The 17,695-nt window shown below is 63.0% G+C and carries 9 protein-coding genes and 1 pseudogene; all 10 read right to left on the bottom strand.

All coding sequences use genetic code 11. The features are described 5' to 3' along the window. Positions 1 to 60: 60 nt before the first annotated feature. Positions 61 to 918, bottom strand: coding sequence for a VIT1/CCC1 family protein (locus NUW13_10505; GenBank protein ID MCR4439455.1), 858 nt, complete (start codon positions 916 to 918; stop codon positions 61 to 63). A 51-nt stretch (positions 919 to 969) separates the two neighbouring features. Then, on the bottom strand, positions 970 to 1,707 hold the full coding sequence (locus tag NUW13_10500; protein ID MCR4439454.1) for an ABC transporter permease: 738 nt from the start codon (positions 1,705 to 1,707) through the stop codon (positions 970 to 972). After that, positions 1,704 to 2,714, bottom strand: a pseudogene (locus NUW13_10495) (ABC transporter ATP-binding protein). Before NUW13_10495 ends, NUW13_10500 begins: the two are co-directional and overlap by 4 nt. 136 nt (positions 2,715 to 2,850) lie before the next feature. Continuing rightward, positions 2,851 to 3,186 (bottom strand): DUF5320 domain-containing protein, encoded by a 336-nt coding sequence (locus tag NUW13_10490; protein ID MCR4439453.1) that lies wholly within the window; start codon positions 3,184 to 3,186, stop codon positions 2,851 to 2,853. 591 nt (positions 3,187 to 3,777) lie between these two features. Beyond that, complete coding sequence (locus NUW13_10485) at positions 3,778 to 5,328, bottom strand: sigma 54-interacting transcriptional regulator (GenBank protein MCR4439452.1); 1,551 nt, start codon at positions 5,326 to 5,328, stop codon at positions 3,778 to 3,780. Positions 5,329 to 5,649: 321 nt separating this feature from the next. After that, entirely contained in the window at positions 5,650 to 6,588 is a 939-nt protein-coding gene (locus tag NUW13_10480; protein MCR4439451.1) for a translation initiation factor eIF-2B, read from the bottom strand. A gap of 435 nt (positions 6,589 to 7,023) precedes the next feature. Further along, positions 7,024 to 15,537, bottom strand: a complete 8,514-nt coding sequence (locus NUW13_10475) for an Ig-like domain-containing protein (GenBank protein ID MCR4439450.1) — start codon at positions 15,535 to 15,537, stop codon at positions 7,024 to 7,026. A 249-nt stretch (positions 15,538 to 15,786) separates the two neighbouring features. Further along, positions 15,787 to 16,098 (bottom strand): hypothetical protein, encoded by a 312-nt coding sequence (locus NUW13_10470; GenBank protein MCR4439449.1) that lies wholly within the window; start codon positions 16,096 to 16,098, stop codon positions 15,787 to 15,789. Next, complete coding sequence (locus NUW13_10465) at positions 16,095 to 16,502, bottom strand: hypothetical protein (protein MCR4439448.1); 408 nt, start codon at positions 16,500 to 16,502, stop codon at positions 16,095 to 16,097. The genes NUW13_10470 and NUW13_10465 overlap by 4 nt, the downstream gene beginning before the upstream one ends. Before the next feature lie 69 nt (positions 16,503 to 16,571). Further along, positions 16,572 to 17,621 carry a polysaccharide deacetylase family protein gene (locus NUW13_10460; GenBank protein MCR4439447.1) on the bottom strand — a complete coding sequence of 350 codons (1,050 nt, stop codon included), beginning with the start codon at positions 17,619 to 17,621 and terminating at the stop codon, positions 16,572 to 16,574. Positions 17,622 to 17,695 lie beyond the last annotated feature (74 nt).

Genomic DNA, 17,695 nt, shown 5'->3' with positions numbered 1-17,695 from the left:
TCTTCTTGTCGCACAGCTGGCGACTCTTCGAACCCGGGGCCGGCAACGCTGCTTTCCGGTTCACACCTCCACGCCGAGCAGGGCACGGGCAACATAGCCCACGGCAAAGCTGGCCGCAGCAACGCCCAAGCTGATGGCGGCCATTTCCACAAACTGCCGGCCAAAGGGCCTGTCCAGCGCCACCGCGGTGTAGAAGGTGAAGCTCGCCACGATGAGGATGGACGCTGCCAAGGCCAGACCAAGGGCCACAAGAGCCTTCTCCAGCAAGAAAAAGGGCATGACGAGCACGGCAACAGTCATCACGTAGGCGATGCCGGTGTAGGCCGCAGAGTGCGCCGGCTCCTTGTCACCCGCTTCTGCCTTGGCGGAAAGATAGACCGACGCCGCCATGGACATGGCCGCCGCCAGACCCACCACAGTGCCGGAGAGCGCCACCAGTCGCGTGCGCTGCAAAGCCAGCGTCAGACCCGCAAGGCCGCCGGTCAGTTCTACCAGCGCGTCGTTCAAACCGAGGACAATAGCTCCCACGTAGTGGAGGTGCTTCTCGTTGAGAAGTGCCAGCAATGTGGCCTCATGTGCCTCTTCCTCGCGGCCAAGGGCCTCCGCTGCGCTCAGCTCCTGCGAGGTCTTGCCATATTCAACCTGCGCCAGTCGCTCCCCTTTCTCCATCAACTTCAGGGCAAAGGTCAGACCGAGCAGGCGGCCGATGAGCACGAACAGGGCCACCTGCAGCCAGCGCGGCTTGACGTCCTGGCCGCTGAGCTTTCGCCACTCCCGGTAGTGGCGGAGCTCATCTGCGGCGATGGAGGCGAGCACATCCCGATTCTCCGGAGAGGCCCCTCGCGCTAAGCGCTTGTAAACCTCATGCTCGGTGAGCTCGTTCCGCTGATAAGCCAACACCCGTTCGTTCTGCTCCATCTCCAAACACCTCTTCGGGCACTTTTGCCGCGAAGCCACAGGGTCAAGCGCTCAAGCAATCCATCGCCGTCGGACATTCGCCAGCGTGAGGGCGAACAGCCCTGCACAGAAGCCCATGAGCAGCGCAAAGTCGAACAACACCGGATAAGCGTTCGCACCTCCAATTGCCCCGTGCAGGATATCGGCCCCATAGGTGAGCGGCAGGAGGTAGGCAACGGGCCGCAGCACAATCGGAAGCTTCGCCACGGGGAAAAACAGCCCGCAGAGGAAAATCATCGGAAAGCGGAAAAAGTTGGAAAAGGTCTGAGCCTCGAACACCTCGCTCACGCTCACCGGGATGAACAGCCCAAACAGCGTAGAGACCACGGCGATCAAGAGCACGGCAGGGACAAACATCTCCCAGGCGATGTTTGCCACATCGGCAACGAATGCCGCCATAGCAACCGGCACGAACGCGTTGAGGACCCCGAAGATAATGGTGCCGCTGGTCTTGGCCAACATGAGCAACTCCAAAGGGATAGGCGCGAGGAGGAGGCGCTCAAAGGAACGATTCCTCTTCTCGAAGGTGACGGTAACGGCCAGCATGGAGGTGGTCCCAAAGAGGATCGAAACGGCCACCACACCGGGGAGCACCGACAACACATCCTGCATTCCCCTCCCCGATTTGATGAAAAACATCGCCGCCCACGCCAGGGGGAAGATCAGCCCCCAGCTTATGTTCGGAGGCTTGAGGTAGTAGGTGCGCATGTCCTTGCGCAGGATGTTCCAGAAGGCTATCCAGTGGCTCATCCTTCGCCCCCTTTCTTCTCGGCATCGCGGCGCATGGCCTCCGCTTCGATGCCGGTGATGCGCACAAGCGCCTCTTCCAGTGAAGGGACCACCATTTTTGCCTCTCTGACCTCGGCTCCAGTCTCTTCCAGACAGCGCACCGGCAGCGGCGACTCGACCCGGATCACGTCCGGCTGCCGGTCATAGAAGACCAAGTTCGGGAAGGCGGCGGCGAGCTTTTCCAGCAGGCCCGGCACCGCGTTGCCAAGAACCAGGTGCACCACGTACGGCTGCTGGGAGTCCTGCCGCAAAGCCTCCACGGTGTCGATACGCACGATGCGGCCGGCGACAATGAGCGCTATGCGTTGGCAGAGCCGCTCCGCCTCTTCGATGTAGTGGGTGGTCAGGAAGACGGTCGTGCCTTCCTCGTGCAGTTTGGCAATCAGTTGCCGGATGTGCCTGGCGCTGGCCACGTCGATGCCGGTGGTCGGCTCGTCGAGGAAAAGCAGAGGGAGCCGGTGAATGAGGGCAGCGGCAATGGTCAGCTTGCGCTTCATGCCCTTGGAGTAGCCGGCGAACCGACGGTGCGCTGCCTCTGCAAGGCCAAAGCTGTCCAACAGCGCCTCTGCTCGCGCCTCGCACTCCGCCTTCCTCACGCCCTAAAGCGCCGCGCAGAAACAAAGGTTCTCAAAGCCCGTGAGCTCCGGGTAGAGATTGCTCTCGTCCGGAACCACGCCGATCAAGTGCTGGGCAGCCTTGGGGTCAGCGGCACAGTCGATGCCGGCGATGCGGATGGAACCGCTGTCCGGCCTGGCCAGACCCGTGAGCAGGTTGATGGTCGTCGTCTTGCCCGCTCCGTTGGGGCTCTGGTAGCCGAACAGCTCGCCCTGATAGACGGTGAAGGACACCCCGTCCAATGCGCGCACCTCGCCGAAGGCCTTGCGTAAGTCCTCGACCTGTATGGACACGGTCCTCGGCTCTGTACTTGTGGAATCGTTCGGCACGCTCTTCGGTGCTCCTTTCCACATCAATAGGGCCACGCAGGCAGACGGCACGAGTCCCCCCTCGCCAGTTGCCATTTTGGGGAGGTGGTGAGTGACTGCCTTGCGACAGGATTACTTCCGCCCCTCGGCGCGGGACGGGGTGTCGCCTCTTGCAGCCAAGTTACTGCTGTTCGCCGGAGGCCTCCAACTCCTCGAGTCTCTTTATTATAGCCTGCAGCTCCTTTTCCAGCCAGTCCGCCTGGGCTTTCAACGCCTGTTTCTCCACTTCCGGTTCCGGGGCGGATACCGGCATGCCCCAGAACCATCGCCCGAAGCGGAGCCACCCAGGGAGACCGGTGGCGTAGAAACAGTGCCGCCAGCCGCGGCCACCTCCCCACCATGCCCACCGTCCCAAGGGGTTCGCATACCCAGGCGTGGGGAATCCAGCACAGTAACCGGCCGCTCGTCCGGTCATGGGCCCCATGCCCATGCGACCTGTCCGATCACCTCGTGGCATAACGTCCTCCGTCTTGCTACTGTTCTCGCACGAGGGGAGTTCCGCACTGGGGGCAGACCCTCTGTTGACAAGGGACGCCCCGTTCGTGGGGCTCGCGGTGACCACATTGCGGGCAGATGCTGAAGCCGCCTGGCCCGCCAAAGCCGCCGCATGGTCCCGGGCCTTGCCCCCTGCCTTGACCTCCACCTCTTCCTTGTCTTGCACGCATGGCACGCTCCTTTCGGCCGAAAGAAAAGCTCCCATGGCGGTGACAGCACCCTGGCATGACAAATTCTGGCCGGCCAAGTGCGCCCGTGAGGAAAGCCGCTTCAACATCGGCCACCTTGCCAGCGACGAACGGGATAACGCGAACGCCACTGCTGCGCAAGGCTGCATGAAGCCATCGCGAGATGGCTCCACAAACCAGCACCTGGACACGCCGCTCGCGCGCGACATCGAACACCGGAGAGATGTACTCTCCCCACACCGAAAAGGCCACCCGCACGCGACTCCCTCACGTTAGACCGTTACCGCCGTCCGTTGCTTTTGCAACAGGCGTGCCATGTGCGATCCCACGAGGTGCAGCATTCCAACCCCCCACATGACAAGCAGTTAGATGAGACATGAGACATCTCCAGGCAGCCAAACGAGGCGCACCGGTGCGACTCTCCCGAGCAAACAGAGGCGCACGACTGCCACTGAGCGGCGCGAGCGCCCGCCTTTTTCCGGCAACACCAGACCCAGGCGTTTGATCTTGCGGAAAAGGGTGCTCTTGTGCATCCCCAGCTCGCGAGCGGCAGCCACGCGATTATAACCGTGGCGCTCCAGCGCACGTTGGATTGCTTGCGCCTCCACGAGGGCCTTGGCTCTTTGCGCGTCGCTGACGGGGCGACGACCCTCGCCCTGCGGCCGGAAGGGGTGCGAGGCACCGGTAAGCTCCGGAGGCAAGTGCACCATTTCTATCAGCTCCCCCTGAGAGAGAATGAAGGCGTGCTCAATGGCATTTTCCAGCTCGCGGATATTCCCAGGCCAGTCGTAGGCCATGAGCAGGGAGAGCGCATCGCTGCTCACTCCACGGATCGACTTGTGGTGCAAGCGGTTGAACCGCTCGATCATCTGCTCAATGAGCAGCGGTATGTCCTGCCTGCGCCTGCGCAGAGGCGGCAGGTCCAGCCGCACGACGTTGATGCGATAATACAGGTCCTCGCGGAAGCTCCCCACTTTCACCAGCGCCGCCAGATCCTTGTTGCTGGCCGCGATGATACGCACATCGGCCTGTTCGCTTCGCACGGCGCCCAGCGGTTCGTAGGTTCGCTCCTGCAGCACCCGCAGAAGCCGCACCTGAAGGGCAGGCGTCATGTCGCCTATCTCGTCCAAGAAGAGCGTGCCGCCCTTTGCCAAGGCGAAACGGCCGGGTTTGTCCTTGGTGGCGCCTGTGAAAGCGCCCGCTGTGTAGCCGAACAGCTCCGACTCTAAGAGTGTCTCCGGCAAAGCGCCACAGTTGACCGCCACAAAGGGTCCCTTTGCTCTTGGGCTCAAGGCATGGATGGCACGCGCCAACTGCTCCTTCCCCGTCCCGCTCTCGCCTGTGATGAGAACCGTGCAGGGGCTTGCGGCAATAGCCGGGAGCACAGCGAAAATCTTCTGCATCTCCGGGCTCTGGCTGAAGAGCTCACCAACGCGGGCCCGTCCCTCCAGCTCTTCGCGCAGGGCCTGGACTTCGCTCAAGTCGCGAAAGGTTTCCGCACCACCGATCACCTTGCCCTGAGCATCGGGCAAGACGGCCGTGGAAACGCTGATGGGAATTCTCTCGCCTCGGGCGGTGACGATGTAAGCGGTTTGGCCGACCACCGGCTGGCCACTCGCCAAGGTGCGGCGCAGGGCGCAGTCGGATTCGCAGAGGCTGGCGCGGAACACCTCCCAGCATAGACGGCCAAGCGCTTCGCTCTGCGGCACCCCGGTGATCTGCTCCGCGGCCCGATTGAAGGAGGTGATGCGCCATTGCAAATCCACCGTGAAAACGCCGTCAGAGATGCTCTCGAAGATCGCCTCGCTGTCGACCTTCCAGGTCCCAAGCGACACTCGCCTGCCCTGAGAGCCTGCGGGCTGCTTGTTGCTCTTCGCCTTGCGCTCCCCCAGATTCTCTTTTTCCTTCCTACTCATCTTATGCCATCGACGATTTCCCGTTCGTCCGGCCTGTCTGCGGAGGCCGCAAAGCGCCGGTCAGTTCTCGCGAACCAATCCACCTCGGCGCAGACTTGCTTCTCAAAGAGTGAACAAGCACCCCGGCTTCCTCATCATGCTCCCTTATTCATGCTGCCGATGGAGTGCCTTGGTTGCCGACGAAAGCATGCCTCCATTGGACTCCGCAGCCGGTCGGCCCGTGAATATTCTTTTCGGGGCCTGTGCCGCCTGCCGCCCCGCCAGAGCAGCCTTGTGCAGGCACGGTCGATATCCCTGGATCGGCATGGGCCTCTGCGCGAGTTATTCCCCCTGCACCAGACAAGGGGCGATACCCCCAGAGGCGAGCTCCTCTTCGACATAGAGCCGCATGTCGGCGGGCCGCATGACCCCCTGTTCAGTGACCACCCCCGTAACCAGCTCGAGCGGCACAGCCTCGAAGTTGATATTGCGCACCTCAACCCTGCGTGGCGCGCGCGCCCACACCTGTCGCGGGTGCCGCTCCGCTTGGAATCCCCCCGCGTGCGCCCGCGGCAGGCATTTCGACAGCTCGCTGACCGCAAACACGGGCACCTCCACCTGTTGTGCCGCCACAGCAATTGCCCGCGTTCCAATCTTGTTGACGATAAAGTGCTCAGTGACCATGTCGGCGCCGACCAGTACAAGATTCACGTCGGCTACCAAGGCGGGCGCAGCAGCATCCACCAACAGGGTCACCGGCAAACCCAAGGCTGCCAGCTCCTTGGCCAGCAGCCTGCCCTCCAGCAGGGGACGCGATTCGGTGACGATGGCCTTGAAGCGTCGGTCCGCCGCCTTGGCCTGTTTCAGACCTGCAAGCACCGAGCTGCTGTAGCTGTGCGTGAGAACGATGTCCCCGTCCTTGATCAGGGCCCCTGCCGCCGCGGCAATCTCGCACAACGCCACGTGTGACACCTGTAGCCAGGAATTGACATGGCCTCGGGCCACCCGGAGAAGCTCGGTGGAGTCCTCCCCTTCGCTCACCTCCCCGCTCAAACGCAAGAGGAGCGAGTTGACGAGGTTGAAGATGGGGCCGTTCCCCGGCTGCGCGGCCAACAGGGCGCAGCCAAGGTCGATGAGCCCTTCCATCACGCGCGCGGGAGGGACCTGTCGGCGCTCATCCAAGAACGCCAGGAAACAGGCGGCCGCTTTTGCTGCCAGCACGGATGCGCCCGACACATGGTCCTCCCGGATCTTCTGCAATATGCGCAGCGCCTTTGTCATTGCCTCCCTCTCCGATCCCTGGGCCGTTCTGCCGTCTCGAATATATCATTCCGGCGCTCAAAAACAAGCACATTCTTGCGCCCCGGCGGCTTTCCCCTGTTACTTTCTCCCGCGGTCGCGCCGAGCACGACACGAGTTGGGCCAAGAGCAGCTGAGGGGGATGAAGGCAGGCAGGAGTCTCGCGCTCGGTGACTGCCAGGCGACTGCGCGCGCGACTCATCCACGGCCGAGGAGAGGCGAACAAGCCAGCGTGAAGCTGCGGCACCGGACTCTCGCGGCGACGGTGCCGCCAAAAAAGGAAAGGCCGGCACCACCAACAGACCTGGTGCCGGCCCGGAGGGAACAAGGAACTGGGCAAGCGACAGCAGACGCTTATCCAGTCGCTCAGGGAAGCCCTGGTTCCCCAGAATGTCTCAGACCGTCAATCGAAGGACATCACCGCAGCAGTGCCATCTTCCTGGTCTCCACGAAGGTGCCAGAGACCATGCGGTAGTAGTACACCCCGGAGGAGACCGCCTGGCCGTCCTCGTCGCGCCCATCCCACAGCAGCGTGTGGTAGCCTGCGGCCACCTGCTCGTCGACCAGGGTGCGCACCAGCTGGCCGTAGATGTTGTAGATCTTCACGGTCACCCGGCCGGCGGCAGGCAGCTCGTAGCGGATGGTCGTCACCGGGTTGAACGGGTTCGGGTAGTTCTGGGACAACGCATACTTGGCCGGCACCGGTGCGAGCACGGCAATCGGGCCATGTTCCGTACGCGTCCCATTCCGGTCGACATCGACGAGCTTGTAGTAGTACGCGCCTCCCTCGTTGGCGGTCTTGTCCACGAACGTGTAGGTGCGGTCATCCCTGCTGAGGATGAGCTCGCTGTTCACGGGCACATAGCCGCTCTGCCGCGCGCAGCTCCGCAGGATGTGGAAGCCCACGTTGTTTGCCTCGAACCCGGTCTTCCACTCGATGACCACCCCTTCGTAGGGAACGGCCCGCGCCGCAAAGCTCTCCAGCTCCACGGCCGTCGAGGTGATGCGCACGTGCCACGTCCGCTCGATGGTGTCATACCCATCGCTCACCTTCACCTTGACGTCATAGTTGCCGATGGAGAACAGCGTCGACCTGAGCACGAAGGTGCTCGCGGTGGAAGTGATGATGCCGGCCACGGTCCATTCGTACCGCAGCGAGTCGCCGTCCAAGTCAGCCGCCTCCACCACAAAGGTGACCGAATCCGGCTGCACGATGGTGATCTGGTCGAACACCGGCGAGTAGCCGACGATGTGCGGCGGACGGTTAAAGTTTAGCACCTCGATACGCACCGAGTCGATGCCGATGCCGCCCTTGTTGTCGCGCGCGATGAAGACCGGGTAGTAGACCCCAGCCTGCGCATAGTTGGGCGTCCAGTCGAACACCCGCGTGCCCAAGGAGTCGAAGGTGGCGCCTGCGGGCAGCTTGCGCGCGTGATAGGTGAGGGGGTCGCCGTCGGCGTCGGTCGCTACCACCGTGAAGCGCACCCGCTGCGTCTCCTGCACCGTGATGCCCGACGGCAACACGAGCTGCGGGAAGGCATTCTCCACTGCCACGGCAGTGAACTCAATGGGCGAGCCGAGGCAGCCCTGCTTGTAGGCCAGGCACTTATTCTCACCCACCGTCGGGCCGAGCCGCCAGCGCGCCGAAGCAATGCCACTGCCATTGGTGTAGACCGGCTGCGGCTCGACAATGCTGCCGCCACCCTGGATTACCACGTAGGTGACCGAGGAGTTGGGCACGGGGTTCCCGTACTGGTCGGTCACACGCACTTGCAACGGGAAGACCGTCTCCCGCCCGACGCTACCGGTCTGGCCGTTGCCACTGACGTAGATCAGATTCGCGGGCACATCCGGCAAGCCGGTCTCCGTGAAGACGACGGGGGTCAAGCCCAGAGCCGCTGCGCGAACCAGGTAGGTACCCGCGGCGGTGCCCAGAGTGAACGGGATGCTGGCCTTTCCCTCGTTGTCGGTCAGCCGCGTGTTGTCGCTGGGCAGGGTGCCATTGCCCTGAATTCCCGTAAAGGTGACGGGCACCCCGGAGACGGGATTGTTGTTCTTGTCCAACGCCCTTGCCACCAGCGGCAGCGGCAACGTCCGACCCACCACGTACTCCTGCTTGTCACCAGAGTAGATTTCCAATTTAGTAGCTACGTCCGACCCGGCGTAGGCCGTGAAGGTGACCGTGGCGGTCAGACCCTGACAAGTCGCGCGCACCAGGTTCAATCCGGAGCTTCGCGAGAGGGTCAGATAGGTCTCCGCCAAGCCATAGGCATCGGTGGTGTCCACTGCAGGGGTGACCAGGGCCCCGTCGCCCAGGATGACATCAAACCTCACGGCGCGACCAAAGACCCCCACGCCCGCGGCATCGGTCACCTTTACCACCAGCGGTTGCGGCAACAGCCGCCCGGCTATGCCGGTCTGCTCATTGCCGGAGTGGATGGCAATCGCCGCTGGCGTCGGCTCCAGGCCGAAGGCAGTAAAGCTCACTGGCGAGCCGCTAAGACCTGGGGCGCGTGCCTCGACGCGGTTGTAGCCGGCGGTCCGCCCCAAGATCCAATGGGCCTGTGCCACACCGTTACTGTCGGTATATACCGGCTGCGGCTCGACAATGCTGCCACCGCCGGCGGTCACCGCAAACTGCACCGCATAGCCAACGATGCCGTTATCATTGCGGTCAGTCACTCGCACCTGCAGCGGATTGGCAAGCACGGTGCCGATGTTGCCGATCTGGCCATTGCCACCGAACTCGGCGATGCGCGCGGCGGCCAGCGCCGTGAAGCGCACCTGGGCGGTAGCCAGCAGGTCAACGCCATGGGTCACGGCGCGGGCGCTCACTACCTTCACCTCCGCCTTCGTCGAAGCAAGATAGCCCTGGGTCTCGCCATTGGGGTCGGTGAGGCTCATCGGCTGCGTGATGATATTGTTGGTTCCCGTGGCGTTGATGATCACGGCTGCGTTAGGCACCGGGTTGTTGTACTGGTCGCGCAACCTGACGGTGATGGGCGACTTGCTCACACCATCCGCGGGAATGGGAGAAGTGGCCGTGATGGTGGAGGCCTGGGCGCTGGGCGGGCCGGCAAAAGCCGATGCGGTGAACAGCAACGGGGAGCCGGCCAGCGGGTTCACGCCATCTGTTGCCGTCGCTTCAAGCGTGTTGTTATTCGTGCCCGCCACCGTGCCCAACTTCCAGGTGACCTCGGCAATACCGTCGCTGCCTGTATTGACCACCACGATGTTGCCCACCTCGTTCAACACACCGCCGCCTGTCACCACCCTGAAGGTCACTGGGTGGCCTGCAACCGGGTTTTGGTTCCTGTCGCGGGCCCGCACGCGGATGGGCTGCGCCAGGGTCGAGCCCGCAGCCGCTGACTGGCCATCGCCCGAGACCTTCTCGATGGCAGTGGCGTTGCTGCTTCGCGCCGAGGCGACAAAGACCGCCGGCGAACCAGACAACTGGCTGCCGCCGTAGGTGGCGATGGCATGCACGACGTTGTTGTTCTGCCCGGCAACCGGGCCCAGGATGAGGAACACTGCCGCCTTGCCCTCGACGTCGGTCTGTACCACCCGCAACGTGTCCGTGGGGCCGTCCAACGTGCCGCCGCCGGCCATCACCCTGAACGTCACCGAGTGGCCGACGATGGGGTTGTTCTGCGAGTCGGTTGCCTTGACGGTGAGCATCTGCGGCAGCGGGTTGCCCACGATGCCTTCCTGGTTGTTGCCACTGACTATCACCAGCTTATTGGGCGCTCCCACCGTGGCCGAGGCGATGAAGCGGACGCCCGAGCCAGGCAGAGGCGTGCTGTCGCGAGCAACACTGGTCGCCTCGACCACGTTGTTGTTCACCCCTGGGGTGGCGCCCAACGTCAGCGTCACTTGCGCGATGCCCTGCGTGTCGGTGAACACATCGCGACGACTGGCCCCGGCCAGGTTCCCACCACCGCTCAACACCCTGAAGGTGACGATGTGACCGTTGATCGGGTTCTGATAGTTGTCTACAACCTTTGTCTTGAACGGCTGCGGCAACGGCGTACCTACCGCGCCGGTCTGCCCGTTTCCGGAAACCTCCATCAGCGCCGCGGGCGGGCCCGGGAGCGCAGTGGCGTAGAAATCGACCGGCGAGCCGGATAGCCCTGGCACGCTGGCGCGCACCAGATTGTTCAGCGTCCCGGCGACCGTGCCTAAGGTGTAGACCACCCGTGCCGTGCCATCGGAGAGCGTGAGCACGTTCCTCTGCGTCTGTCCCGCAAGAGTACCCCCACCCTCGATCACCGAGAAGGTGACATTGTGCCCGACCACTGCGTTGCCGAAGCTGTCCACGACCTTCACCACCAGCGGCTGCGGGAGTACGGTGCCTACCTCGGCCGACTGGTTGCGCCCGGACACGTACTGCAGCGCAGCGGCAATGCCCGGAGAGGCAGTCGCGTAGAAGGTGAACGGCGAGCCGTCCAGGTGGACGCCACTCTGCTTGGCCGACACTTCGACCACGTTGTTGTTCTGCCCAGGCTGCGTCCCCAGGGTCAAGAACGCCATGGCGACGCCGAAGCTGTCCGTGTACGCGTTCTGCTCCGGAATGCCGGCAAAACTGCCGCCTCCAGAGATGACCTTAAAGGTGACCAGATGTCCCCTGATGCCGTTGCCGTAGGCATCGGCCACCTTCACCTTCAGCGGGTCGTTCAAAGTGGTGCCCACGGCAGCGCTCTGGTAGTTGCCAGACACGTAGACGAGCTGCGAGGGCGTGCCTGGGGTAGCCGAGGCCTTGAAGTACTTGGGCGAGCCCTGCAAGGGCACCTGGTTCCGCTGCGAGGTCACCTCTACCACGTGCACCTCGCGACCTGCAACCTGCCCAAGAGTGAGCGTGACCGACGCCAACCCCTCGGCGTTCGTTGGCACCTCCACAGAGGTCTGCCCACCGATGTTGCCGCCACCGCCGATGACCGCAAAGCGCACCGGATGGTTAGCGATCGGGTTACCCAGGATGTCGGTGACCCGCACCACAAACGGCGCAGGTAGCACCGTGCCCACTGTTCCGCTCTGGCCGTCGCCAGAGACCTTGGCCAGCTGATGCGCCACCCCTTCGGTGCTAATGGCGGTAAAGACCACCGGCGAGCCCGCCAAGTGCGCGCCCTGGTATTGCGCGGAGGCCTCCACGCGGTTCGTCTCGCCGAGGGCGCTGCCCATCACGTAGATCACCTGGGCATACCCTTGCGCGTCGGTGGCCACATTGCGCTCGGTCATGCCGTCCATGGTGCCGCTACCCATGGTGCGCACAAAACGGACTTGGTGTCCAGGGATGCCATTCCCCTTGGCATCAGTGACGCGCACGCGGAAAGGCTCATCCAGGGGCATGCCCACCGGCCCGCTCACTGTCTCCAATGGCGAGATCTTGGTGAATGTGGTCGGCGGGCCGGGCTGGCCAGTCGCCGTGAACACCAAGGGTGAACCGCCCACGCCGGTAGCCCTGGCTTCGCAGGTATTGGTACCGGCGGCATCACCCAGCGTCCATGTCACCGAGGCCCGGCCCTCCGCATTGGTCGTCACCACCTTCGTGGTCGCGCTCCCATCAAGCTCCCCGCCCCCTGCCGTTACTACAAAGGTCACCGGGAAGCCTGCCACCGGATCGCCTGAGGTCACGTGCGCCACCCTGACCACCAAGGGCTGGGGTAACACGGTGCCCACCGTTCCGGACTGTCCGTCGCCACTCACCTTGGACATTGCCAGGTTCAGGCCCGTGGCATAGGCGCGGAAGATGATGGGCGACCCCTCCAGTCCGGGCGCACTGGCCTGCACCCGCTGCAGGTAGGAGCCAAAGCCCAAGGTCAGGTAGGTGGATGCCTGGCCGCTGTTGTCAGTCATTACAGGCTGCGCGTTCGACAGCGTACCGCCGCCTTCCAGGATGGAGAAGGTGACCGCGACGTTCGGCACGCCGTTGCCAAAGGCATCAGTTACCTTGACCACGAACGGCTGCGGCAATCGTTGCCCCGCCTGGCCGAAGACGCTATCACCTGAGACATACACCAAGCGGCTCGCCTCGCCGCCTACCGCCGACTCGGTAAAGACTACAGGGCTCCCTGTGAGCTGGTCCCCACGATAGTAGGCGCGCGCCTCCACCGTGACCGTGCCCACCTGCAGCCCCAGCGTGCAGATGGCCGAAGCCAGGCCGTCGCCGTCAGTGAGTTTGTCTGAGTACGTGGTCGCCAAGCTCCCCTGACCAGAGGGCGTGTAAGTCGTCGAGGTGGTCAAGAGAACTTTATCGATGAGCGTCCCGTCCTCGGCATTCTTCAGGGTGATGCTGTGTCCACCCTTGGTAAAGTTGAACGCCGTTGCGTACTTGGACCAAGCCCAGGTGGTGGACACGGTGAGGTTCACCAGGGCGTACGCCCCCTTGTCCTTCTTCACGTAGAAGGAGTTGGACAGGTTGTCCGGGGCCTTGTAGCGCACCCAGAGGTAGTAGTTGCCGGTTTGCGGCACGAAAAAGTGAATCTCCACCTTGCCCGTGTCATTGGTAGTGTTGAGCGTCGGCACGCCCACGCACATGCTGCCCGCAGCGTCTGCATCGGCGATGCGCACCATGGGCGTTTCCACCATGCCGCTCTCCGCTTCTAGCCAGATGTTGCCGTCGAAGGAAGTGATATCGGTGCTCAAGCTTGCCACCCCACTGGTGACGGCAAAGTCGACGTACACACCCGGCACCGGCACGTTGTTGGCATCGGTGACGAGCACCTTGAGGGGCTGCGGCAAAGCCTCGCCGATGCGCCCAGTCTGCGCATCGCCCGACCAGTACTCCACCCTGGTGGGTTCGGTGGCCTGCAATTCCACACCGAAGGCCTCGATGTTGTTGGCACCGCCGTACCCGGCGCCGCCCTTGAGGTAGGCACCCACATACCAGGTGGCCGGATTGATCAGGCGCGAAGCATCATTGAGGCGCCCCACAAAGGTGCTATTCTTGTAGACGTCAAAGTGGTGTCCGGTGGCATCCGTGCTGAACACCACCTTGAAGGTGTCCCTTGCCGCCGGTTGCGTGGCCACATTTGTCAGCAACTGCACCTGCACGCCGGGGTTGCCCGCGTTGAGCGTGTAGAGAAAGAGCCTGGTGTCAATGTGGAAGATCATGTAGCCATTGGCATTGGGATTCGGCTGGTCCATAATCGCACAGAGGGCACCCTGGCCAATACCGGCAGTGGTCGCCGTTTCGCTCCATACGATCATCGCCGCACGCGGCTTGGGGAACTTTGTGAACACCGCCGCATAGCCCCAGGCAGCGGTGCCCGTGGTCACGCTGTTCTTCAGCTCCCCGTTCTCAATCACATACTCCGGATCTGCCGCCCAATCGTCACCCAGTTGCGTGCGCTCGAAAGTGTCCCAGTAGGTGGCGTAGCGCACCGGGCTCTGCGTGGTGGCCGTTACCACGTTGGAGATGTCGCTCTTGTTGCCGGCATCGTCGATCACCTTAAGAGCAAAGTAGTACGTAGTCGCCGAGTTTAAACCGGTGACGGTGAACGTCTCCGCACTGCCGGAGGCCTTAGGCGTACCCAGGCCGGTGACCGGGGTGGCCGCGTCAAAGTTGGCGGCGGTAATGGGCGAAGTGGACCTGCGCAGGTCGTAGGAGGCGGCCGTGCCTACCGTGCCGTCATCGCCGGAGGCCGTCCAGGTCAGGGTCACAGAGCTGGCAGTGGTAGCGCTGACCGCGAGATTGGTCACCGCTGCTGGTGGCGTGTTGTCCACCACGGTGGCGGCAACAAAGTCGTCGATGTTGTTGTTGAGGTCAACTCCGCCTCTGAGCATGACACCCGCGTAGCCGTTGATGCTCCCCACGCGTTTCAACGGATCAGACACACGGCCGTCGAACTGGTCGTCCACGTAGTAGTCAAAATGGTAGCCGTTGGCATTCTCGGTGATCAGCACCTTAACGGTCTGACCCGCCGTGGGAGCTGCCAGTGCCGCGGCAATGTTCACGATGGGTGTCTTGGGCACACCTCCTTCAATCGTCCAGAGATAGAGGCGGGTGCCCGCGTGCCACACCATGTAGCCGTTCGCCGAATCAGGGTTATCGTTATCCAGCATCACCGCAAAGGCGCCTTCGCGAATGCCGGCTGCGTTCGCGCCCACGCCCCAGGTGTATTGCACCATATTCGGCCCCGGATGCGCGGTGAAGATAGCAAGGTCGCCCCACACGTAGTTGGTGTTGGTGTTGGCCAGCTCGTTGCTGGCAATCTGGTAGACGGGGTCGGCACTCCAGTTCGCGCCCGGGGGACCGTCGGCGCGGTTAAAGTCGTCGCGCGTCTCAGCACCGCCGCCGGCCTTGGACACGGTGAAATCGTCGATGTTGTTATTGAGGTTACCCTTCAGTATGACGCCCGCATACCCATTGAGGCTGCCAGCACGCTTCAACGGGTCAGTGAGCGTGCCGTCAAGCTGGTCGTTGATGTACAGGTCGAACCGATAGCCAGCGGCATCGGAGGTGATCACCACCCTCATGACCTGGCCGGCCTTGGGAGCAGGCAGATAGGGGGCCTTGTCGTCCACTTTCACCCCGGGGGCCCCATTGGCAATCGTGTACAGGTAAATCCTCTTGTTGGTGCTGTGATGCCAGATCATGTACCCGTTGGCATTCACGCTGTTGGCGTCCAGCATGACCGCAAGGGCTCCCTCCCGCGTACCAATGGTGTCGGCAGTAGTGCCCCACTTGAAAGAGACCGTGGTGGGCCCGGTCATGGCGTTGAACACCGCCAGATACCCGGGCCATTGATAGACTGTGCTGGTATTGGCCAACTCATTGTTGACAATCTGGTAGACCGGATCGGCGGTCCAATTCGACCCAAGCTGCGTCCGGTTGAAATTGTCAACCATGGTCTGCGCCGCACCAAAGCCGGCCACCACCGCCAAGAGGACCGCTACCATCCCCCACCGCACCACATGTGTCTTGAGCATCATCCTTGTACCCTCCACAGTTCCACAACCCCGAGCGTGGGTGTTTCACGCAAAGACACCATCTCACTGCAAAGACAGCTCCGGCGCGTCACGCCCCCTCTCAGCAACTTGATTTTGCTTAACGTTAGCTGGGCGCTACGCCGGTGCTTCCGGCGCGTTCGCTTCCCTTTGGGCAAAGGCTATGCCACCGGGCAAAAATATGACAGTTACGTAACCTGAACAGTCGACGAGCGACGGGGAACTGCCCCCACCTCAGTGGGCAACCACGAAGAACAACCCCAAGGCGAAGGCACCACCCAGCAGGAGCGCCACGAGGAAGAAATTGGCTGCAGAGAAGAACAGTTGAGCGGTGTGCGGATCGAGAGCGCGAGAGAACCTGCGTTGCAGGCGCAGGTACCAGCCCACGAACAGCACCAACAGCGCCAATCCGACGCCCGCGTAAAGGCGGAGAATGCCCACACGGTCGGCCAAAGGCCAAAGCTCATGGCGCAAGGTCATCGCGCCGAGCACGCCGCATATTGCCCCCAGAACGAATGACCCAGCAGCCAGCGCCGTGCTCTTCATCGTCCCTCCTCACGACCCCCAGCCTGCAGCGCCGGAACGGACTGCTGCATGGCCTCCAGGAGCTGGTCCAGCTCCTGGTAGCTGAATGCGCCGTCCGCCAGGGCGGCAAGCACCAGCGAAGCGACGCGGCGCATCTGGGCTTCGCTCACTTGGCGGCGCGCCACGGCATTGGTGAACGCGTCAAGCACCTCGAGGACGCGCTCCCTATTCTTGGTGACGTAGCCATCGGGCACGGCGCGAAAGACCTGCGCCACCAGGTGCGCCGCATAGGGCTGGGCAAAGCGCGACGCGAGGCGAGAGCGGTATTGCCAGGCAAGACTGGCCAACACCAAAAGCAACACAGCACAGCTGGTAAAGCCTGCGATAAAGCCCCCCAGGACCAAACGTTTTCTCGACCAACTCATACCTCAACGCCCTTTTTTTTCTATGTGCAGCGTAGTACTTCCCTGTGCGCCGTGGTGCCGAGCCGCGCCTCAGCGGTGGTAACCGTCAAAAAGCCCCACGACTTTGCATACGAACGTGCAAAAGTCGTCTGCGCCGTCGATCAGGGTGCGGCGGAGGAGCAGGGGGTCCTGGGCTGGGGTGTTTGCCCCTTTCAGCGTGGTGACGGCGAAGCGAATGCCAGCCTCTGCCAGCATGTTTCTCACCCGTTCGTCGAAGGAGGAGGCGTCCCCCAAAGGATAGGCAAAAGTAATCACCTCCCTACCGGTCCACGCCCGCAGCTGAGCCATGGAGTCGACTATTTCCCGACGCGCCTCCTCGGCGGGGACCTTGGTGAGCACCACGTGGTGCAGGGTGTGCGCACCGAAACGGAGGAAGTCGCCTGGCGCCTCGGCGATGTCTTGGGCACTCAACATCTCGGCTGCCGGAGCCTCGGTCTCCGCCCCTCGGCCAAGCTCGCTCCTGAGGTGCGCAAGGGTAGTGTGCCTTTGCACTTCGGGCATCTTACACAGCAGGCGGAACAAACGCCAGAAGGCGGACTGCCGTTCAGCGGCGGGTGCGAGCCGAAAGCATTGTCCCCTCCCTTGCAGTTCCACGCAATACTCACCCTCCGGAGCCCTCCACACCAGGTGGCTGAGTTCATTCCACCAGAAAACCGTGTGCCTACCCACCTGTCCGGTGGTGACAAAAACGGTGGCGGGCACGCCGAACTCCTGGAGAACAGGGAGCGCGAGCGTGAAATTGTCCCGATAGCCGTCATCAAAGGTCACCGCAAGCGGTGGCAGACGAAAGGCGCGCGGGTTCTGCCGGAAAGAGGCAAAGGCCTCCAGGTGTACCGGCGAGAACATCTGTCGCACGTAGGCCATCTGGCGGACAAACTCTGCCACCGGCACAGCCAGCGCTTCCTCGATGGTACCTGCCGGCTGCGGTTCCCTGGTCACCCTATGATAACCCAGCACCCGGAACTGCGGCCGGCGCGGGGTCACCATGCGGTACCAGAGAGCAGCTGCGCCCGATTGGACCAGGGCCCGGCTGAGCCTGCTCTTAGCCCAGCGGGAATGACTCCGGGTCATGAGGCTCATCTTCTGCCTCGCTCGCCGTGGACATTCTCCTGGGACGGGGCAACAACACGGCCCTTGTGGCTGTGCGTGCGGCT

The organism is candidate division KSB1 bacterium, assembly GCA_024655945.1.
Classification (GTDB): domain Bacteria; phylum Zhuqueibacterota; class Zhuqueibacteria; order JANLFK01; family Oleimicrobiaceae; genus Oleimicrobium.
The sequence above is the reverse complement of the archived record's forward strand: the minus strand, read 5'-3'. Positions and strand labels throughout refer to the sequence as shown.